Source organism: Marinospirillum sp. (genome assembly GCF_014859565.1).
On record NZ_JACUUA010000232.1, the window covers coordinates 1 to 4,984 of the forward strand.

At 50.4% G+C, this 4,984-nt stretch carries 8 protein-coding genes; all 8 read right to left on the reverse strand.

Annotated features, from left to right (window positions below; genetic code table 11):
* Nucleotides 1-422 (reverse strand): single-stranded DNA-binding protein (gene ssb, locus IBX50_RS17205; RefSeq protein WP_292257531.1); only part of this gene is annotated, 422 nt, incomplete at its 3' end.
* Nucleotides 423-425: 3 nt separating this feature from the next.
* Entirely contained in the window at nt 426-623 is a 198-nt protein-coding gene (locus tag IBX50_RS17210) for a hypothetical protein (protein ID WP_292257532.1), read from the reverse strand.
* Nucleotides 624-627: 4 nt separating this feature from the next.
* Complete coding sequence (rdgC, locus tag IBX50_RS17215; RefSeq protein ID WP_292257533.1) at nt 628-1,551, reverse strand: recombination-associated protein RdgC; 924 nt, start codon at nt 1,549-1,551, stop codon at nt 628-630.
* A 57-nt stretch (nt 1,552-1,608) separates the two neighbouring features.
* Nucleotides 1,609-2,151, reverse strand: a complete 543-nt coding sequence (locus tag IBX50_RS17220) for a hypothetical protein (protein WP_292257534.1) — start codon at nt 2,149-2,151, stop codon at nt 1,609-1,611.
* A 26-nt stretch (nt 2,152-2,177) separates the two neighbouring features.
* Nucleotides 2,178-4,073, reverse strand: a complete 1,896-nt coding sequence (locus IBX50_RS17225) for a hypothetical protein (RefSeq protein WP_292257535.1) — start codon at nt 4,071-4,073, stop codon at nt 2,178-2,180.
* A gap of 87 nt (nt 4,074-4,160) precedes the next feature.
* Nucleotides 4,161-4,355, reverse strand: a complete 195-nt coding sequence (locus IBX50_RS17230) for a hypothetical protein (RefSeq protein ID WP_292257536.1) — start codon at nt 4,353-4,355, stop codon at nt 4,161-4,163.
* 69 nt (nt 4,356-4,424) lie between these two features.
* Nucleotides 4,425-4,604 (reverse strand): hypothetical protein, encoded by a 180-nt coding sequence (locus IBX50_RS17235; protein WP_292257537.1) that lies wholly within the window; start codon nt 4,602-4,604, stop codon nt 4,425-4,427.
* A gap of 86 nt (nt 4,605-4,690) precedes the next feature.
* Nucleotides 4,691-4,984, reverse strand: a 294-nt coding sequence (locus IBX50_RS17240; protein ID WP_292257538.1) for a hypothetical protein, incomplete at its 5' end; no start/stop codon positions are given.

Below are 4,984 nucleotides of genomic sequence, written 5' to 3' on the forward strand. Positions count from 1 at the left end.
TGCTGCTGCGGATGCTGCTGCGCAGGTGGCGGGTTATTATAGGCTTGCTGTTGAGGTGCCTGCTGGGATGCCTGCTGCTGGCTATTGTTGCCGTCCAGCATTTGCAGCTCGTTAACCACGATTTCCGTAGTGTATTGATCCACACCCTGCTGGTTTTGCCATTTGCGGGTTTGCAGCTTGCCCTCAATGTAGATTTTGCTGCCTTTTTTGAGGTATTGCCCGGCAATATCAGCCAGCTTGTCAAAAATGACCAGCCGATGCCACTCGGTTTTTTCGACTTTCTGGCCTGTCTGTTTGTCCGTCCAGCTTTCGCTGGTGGCAATGCTGATGTTGGCTACTGACTTACCCTGCTGGGTGCTGCGCATCTCAGGGTCAGCACCCATGTTGCCAATAAGAATGACTTTGTTAACGCCGCGTGCCATAAATTACTCGCTTGTTTTTGATGACTTTATAACCCAAAAATGACTTCCGGTTTCCGGGCACTTAAACAGCTTGGTGTTGTCGCTTTGTTTGTGCTCTGCCTTTCCGCTTACGATACGCCAGTCGCTTGAATCACCAACAAAATCAATGATCTGCTGGCGCACGGATGGTGACAGATGTCCAAGATTACGAATCATCGTCATCCACTCAATCCTCTGGCTTGTCGTAATGAAACATGGCCTTCACGGCATCAATGATACGGCATACCAGCAATGTGCGTGATTCCGATTCGATACAGAAGGAGTAAACTGGGTCTTCCAGGTCATTCATATCTTCCGGCTTCGTGGTATGGCTGATACCGCTGAGGCGAAAGTTTTTGTCCAGAGTAAAGCAAACGCCATCCATTTTTTTTATGGTCAGCTGCAGGCTCTCACAGGTCATCCCGCCGACTTGAATCGCCTTAGCAAGATCGTCACTGTAGGCTCTCAGGTCTGATGAGCTTACGCTGATTTTTTCACCGTCATGATTTTTCAGGGTGCAGCTTTCGCCTGCATCCAGATCATCACCGAAAGCCATATCGTCACCTTCCAGCCAATGGAGAAGGCGTTTTGAAAGTCCATCGGTGATACCACTAATGTAAATGGTACTGGCCTTTATATGCTCAAGCGCGTGAACCATCAGGCTTGTTACTTCGTCAGCTTCAGATTTGCTGGCACCGGACAAAAACAGCTTGCTTGTTTTGTGCCAGAAGCAGTAGATGGTTTTGCTGGATGCTGGCATTTTGACGCGCATGTTGAACTCGATTTCTTCCTTGATCTGTTTGCGCTCTTTCTTGCCAACTTTCCGGCTTTCGGCTTTTTCAGTGCGCGATACCTTGTCTTCAACGGCACGCTTAACTGCGCTGGATGGCGGCTTGCGGGTGTCGATACGCACAGCAAAAACAAAGCCATCCCGTGAAGGAAACTGCTGCAACATTTCGCCACTTATTCGCTCAAAGCCCTTGTGAACAGCTGCACCAAGCCATTGATCCTGGTCGAACTCAAAGCCAGAGAAGGCTTTCTCTACGACTGCTGCATCCGGCATTTCTGCTGAATACGACATAACACTGCAAAGCATGTTTTTTGTGTTCATTTTAATTCCTGAGTAGCCGGTACGCTCAGTGCCCAGCGGTGCCGGGCACTGGCTTTGTTAAATGAATACTTCGCCGTTTTCCTGCTGCTGATATTCGTCAGGATCATGTTCGGCCTGATCAGCAGTGTTAGCAGGCTCGTGATCCGCGCTCTGCTCTGTTGCTTCAGGTTCAGCTATTACAGGTTCAGCGGTTGCAAACAGGTGATCCGCCGCATCCACAATCACGCCCTTCATACCGGAGTGCTCTTCAAAGCTAACACTGGTCATGATACGCGCCCGGAAAGGCGCTTGAACCAGATCAGCGGCATCAGGAAATAGCGCCTCAACCGGCACGGAAAAAGTGTAGCGCGGAAGGTCGCCACTGGTTTTCTTTAGCTCAAAGCCGGAGCGTCCAATAGGTGCTGCAAAGATGCCGATTTTTTTGCCGTCAACTCCCAGCTGGATGATCGGCGTTTCATCATCAGACAGCAGGCCGATACGCTCGACCGCATCAGAGCTGAGACTCACTGTGATATTTTGCTTCTGATCAAAACCCAGTTTTACCGGGTTAAAATCGCGTTTTTGCCTTGCTTCGGCGGGGTTAATGATATTAAATCCCATTAGGAATACCTCTTGCGTTGGTTTTATTAAACCGGCTCAACTTCGCCGGATTCATTGATCCAGAATGACGCCATTCCCAGTGGAGCAAGGTTTGGCACATCCTTCTTTTCGTTGATCGTCATCATAATGATGATCGGACGACCCAGTTTTTTTGCCATGCCAATCAGTCCGTTGCGGCCTTTTTTGTCCAGAATATCGGCTGCATCAACCACCATCACAGGCGAGCAATCCAGATCGGCCAGTGCAGCCTGCAAAATCACACGGCATCGGAACTTTTCTGATTCCGACAACTGCCAGCCATATTCTGCATCACCGTACTGTATAGCGATATTATCACTAATAAATACGGTTTTCCAGCCAGCAGACGCAGAAATGTGAGCAAGGCTTTCATTCAGCTGCGAGAGCTGCTGTGCCATGCGCTTTCCGCGCAGGCCGTCAACACCCGAAGACAGTGCCGTGGTAATCGCAATGTTTTGGGTAATGCGCTTGCTGATGCCGGATGCCTGATCAATCAGCTGGCGGATATGCAGTGCTGCATTGGCTGCGTTCAGCTCCATTTCAGCATGATTGATTGCTTCCTGGTCAATACCGGAAGCCTGCATTTGTTCAAGCTGTTGACGGGCTGCATTGCCATGCTCAATCGTCTGAATGGCCCGTGCAACACGCGACAATACAGCGATACGGTTTTCATCACCGGAAGCAGCCACATCTGGCATTCCGGCCAGCTGATCTGCTGCCTCAGAGGCGCGCGCGTGCTGGCCTGCAATTGTGGCAAGCTGCTGAGACAGCGTGGCGTGAATGGACTCTGCCCGCTGCAATTCGGCATCAGCCTCCCGGATGGCAGATGTCATTTGCTCCCGCTGCTCTGTGCTTAACTGCTCTGTTGCTGGGATTTGCAGCTCCTGCTTACTTACCACAACCAAGTGGGTGCCGCAGCTTGGGCATGGTGCTGTAATCACCGCTACATCAGGCTTTGGCAGTGCGTCATGTTTTTGTCTTGCTGCTTCAATGGCTTTGTAAGCATCAGCCGTCTGCTGAGTCAGCTCGACTTTTTTCAGTTCCAGCGCGGGTAATTCATCAGCCAGTTTTTCCAGATCCGCACGCTGGATGCTGATGCGTATGGCGTTTGTTTCCGCTTCGGGGTCTGGCGGGTTATTCGGGTCTATACCGTTATCGGCAAGGTATTTTTGCGCGGCTTCGGCACGGATGATCTGCTGTTGCAGTTGTTCCTGTTGACTGAGAATAACTGCGTTCTGATTGCGCATAGCATTCAGATTTTCCGCTGATGCATTAACTGCTGCCTGCATCTCATCGGATGTATGCTGGAGGCTGTACGATTCAGCACCTTGTGGCTGCCAGGCTTGAGCCTTTGCGCTGCCGTATGCTTCGCCGGTAAGACCTTCCCACTGACCTTTAAGCTTTGTGCCGCTTTCGCGGGCACGCTTGTAAGCGGCATCCCAGCCATCTGACTCAATCACTGGCCACACCTGCTCAGCGGCCTGAGCGCCGATTTCCTCGGATAAGTGCTCTTTGTTGGGGGTGGCATCAAGGTAGTCATACAGCAGACGCGTTAAATCGTTGGACTTCATGTCTGCTGGGGAGATAATCCCAGCAGCAACAGCAGAAACTGCGCCCACCTTCATTTCGCCTGACACGCTGCCGCCGGGATAGTTGACCGTAATGTGCGAGTGACCATCCATAATGGTCACGCTGCCACGGCTTGCACCCTTGCGAAGCAGACCGGACTTAGCATCTCTAACGCTGACATTTGCCCACGGGGACGCATGACCGGATGAAGCAGCAGCCAGAGCCATGGCTAAAGAGGTTTTGCCAGCGCCATTTTGCCCGGCTACCAGAGTGGTTTTATCCAGCGGTAAAACTGCCGAAGAAATACCGCGAAAGTTTTTAACTTGTAATTCCATGATTCACCTGTTTTTTTTGGTTGGATTTAAAATAATTGCGCATAACAGCTCGATCAGCCGGATGCTGGCGCACCGGCCATCTTGGTGTTATTTGATAGCAGGCTTTAAATCTTTGCGTTCACCTTTCCAGCTGCATTTAAGGCAGTTTGCAGGAGAGTCTGCATCATGCGTTTTCATAGATGTGCAGTAGTGGCGGCCTGAATTAACCAGCAACATTTGAGAAAAGGTGGTTGTTACCTGCTTTATCTCACCGCACTCTGGGCAAGCAAGGATTTCGCTCATATAAACCTCCTGGTTCGTTTAATATCAAATAACAAAGCAATGCAACGGATAAACCGTTGATCGCACCCGTTATACCTGCTCGAAGTCGCAATAAGTTATTTCGTAGTCTGCGCCATACAGCGGATTTTCTGTTTTTATACTTCCTTCGTGGCAAATATAAAACCAAACAAAATTCTGCAGCTGCTCGTAAGTTACTTCTACGTCAGGAATTTCTACCTCCAGAGTGGCTCTTAAAGTTTTCTTGCTCATTTTCTAAATCCTCCTGCCCCGCAGGGCATAACAAAAAGTTGCAGACGGGACTGCTAACGCTGCCCCTGAGCATTAAGCGCTATAAATCAAAAAACATTCACTTCGTCATTTCCGCTTTGCTGCTGTGGTTCTTGACTCGCTTGATGCCGGGCATTCGCATTTTCTTGTGGTTGCTGCTGCGGTTCCGGTTCGTGCTCGATAACGTCATCAATCTGCTGCTCTTGGCGTGGGGCTGACGAAGGATTGCGGCTGATAAACGAGGTGCGCTCGGCTGACTGTTTGCCAGCCTCGACTACTCGCTCTTGCTTCACGGCTTCATTGTAGCCTTCCTGCTGTTCCGGGTAGTACTCCGGGATAATGTCATCCGCCTCAACTTCCAT

Bases quoted from the DNA above. Each gene is read 5' to 3' on its own strand.
- IBX50_RS17210 (WP_292257532.1), bottom strand. From the start codon at position 623: ATGACGATGATTCGTAATCTTGGACATCTGTCACCATCCGTGCGCCAG.
- IBX50_RS17220 (WP_292257534.1), bottom strand. From the start codon at position 2,151: ATGGGATTTAATATCATTAACCCCGCCGAAGCAAGGCAAAAACGCGAT.
- IBX50_RS17225 (WP_292257535.1), bottom strand. From the start codon at position 4,073: ATGGAATTACAAGTTAAAAACTTTCGCGGTATTTCTTCGGCAGTTTTA.
- IBX50_RS17230 (WP_292257536.1), bottom strand. From the start codon at position 4,355: ATGAGCGAAATCCTTGCTTGCCCAGAGTGCGGTGAGATAAAGCAGGTA.
- IBX50_RS17235 (WP_292257537.1), bottom strand. From the start codon at position 4,604: ATGAGCAAGAAAACTTTAAGAGCCACTCTGGAGGTAGAAATTCCTGAC.
- rdgC (WP_292257533.1), bottom strand. From the start codon at position 1,551: ATGAACACAAAAAACATGCTTTGCAGTGTTATGTCGTATTCAGCAGAA.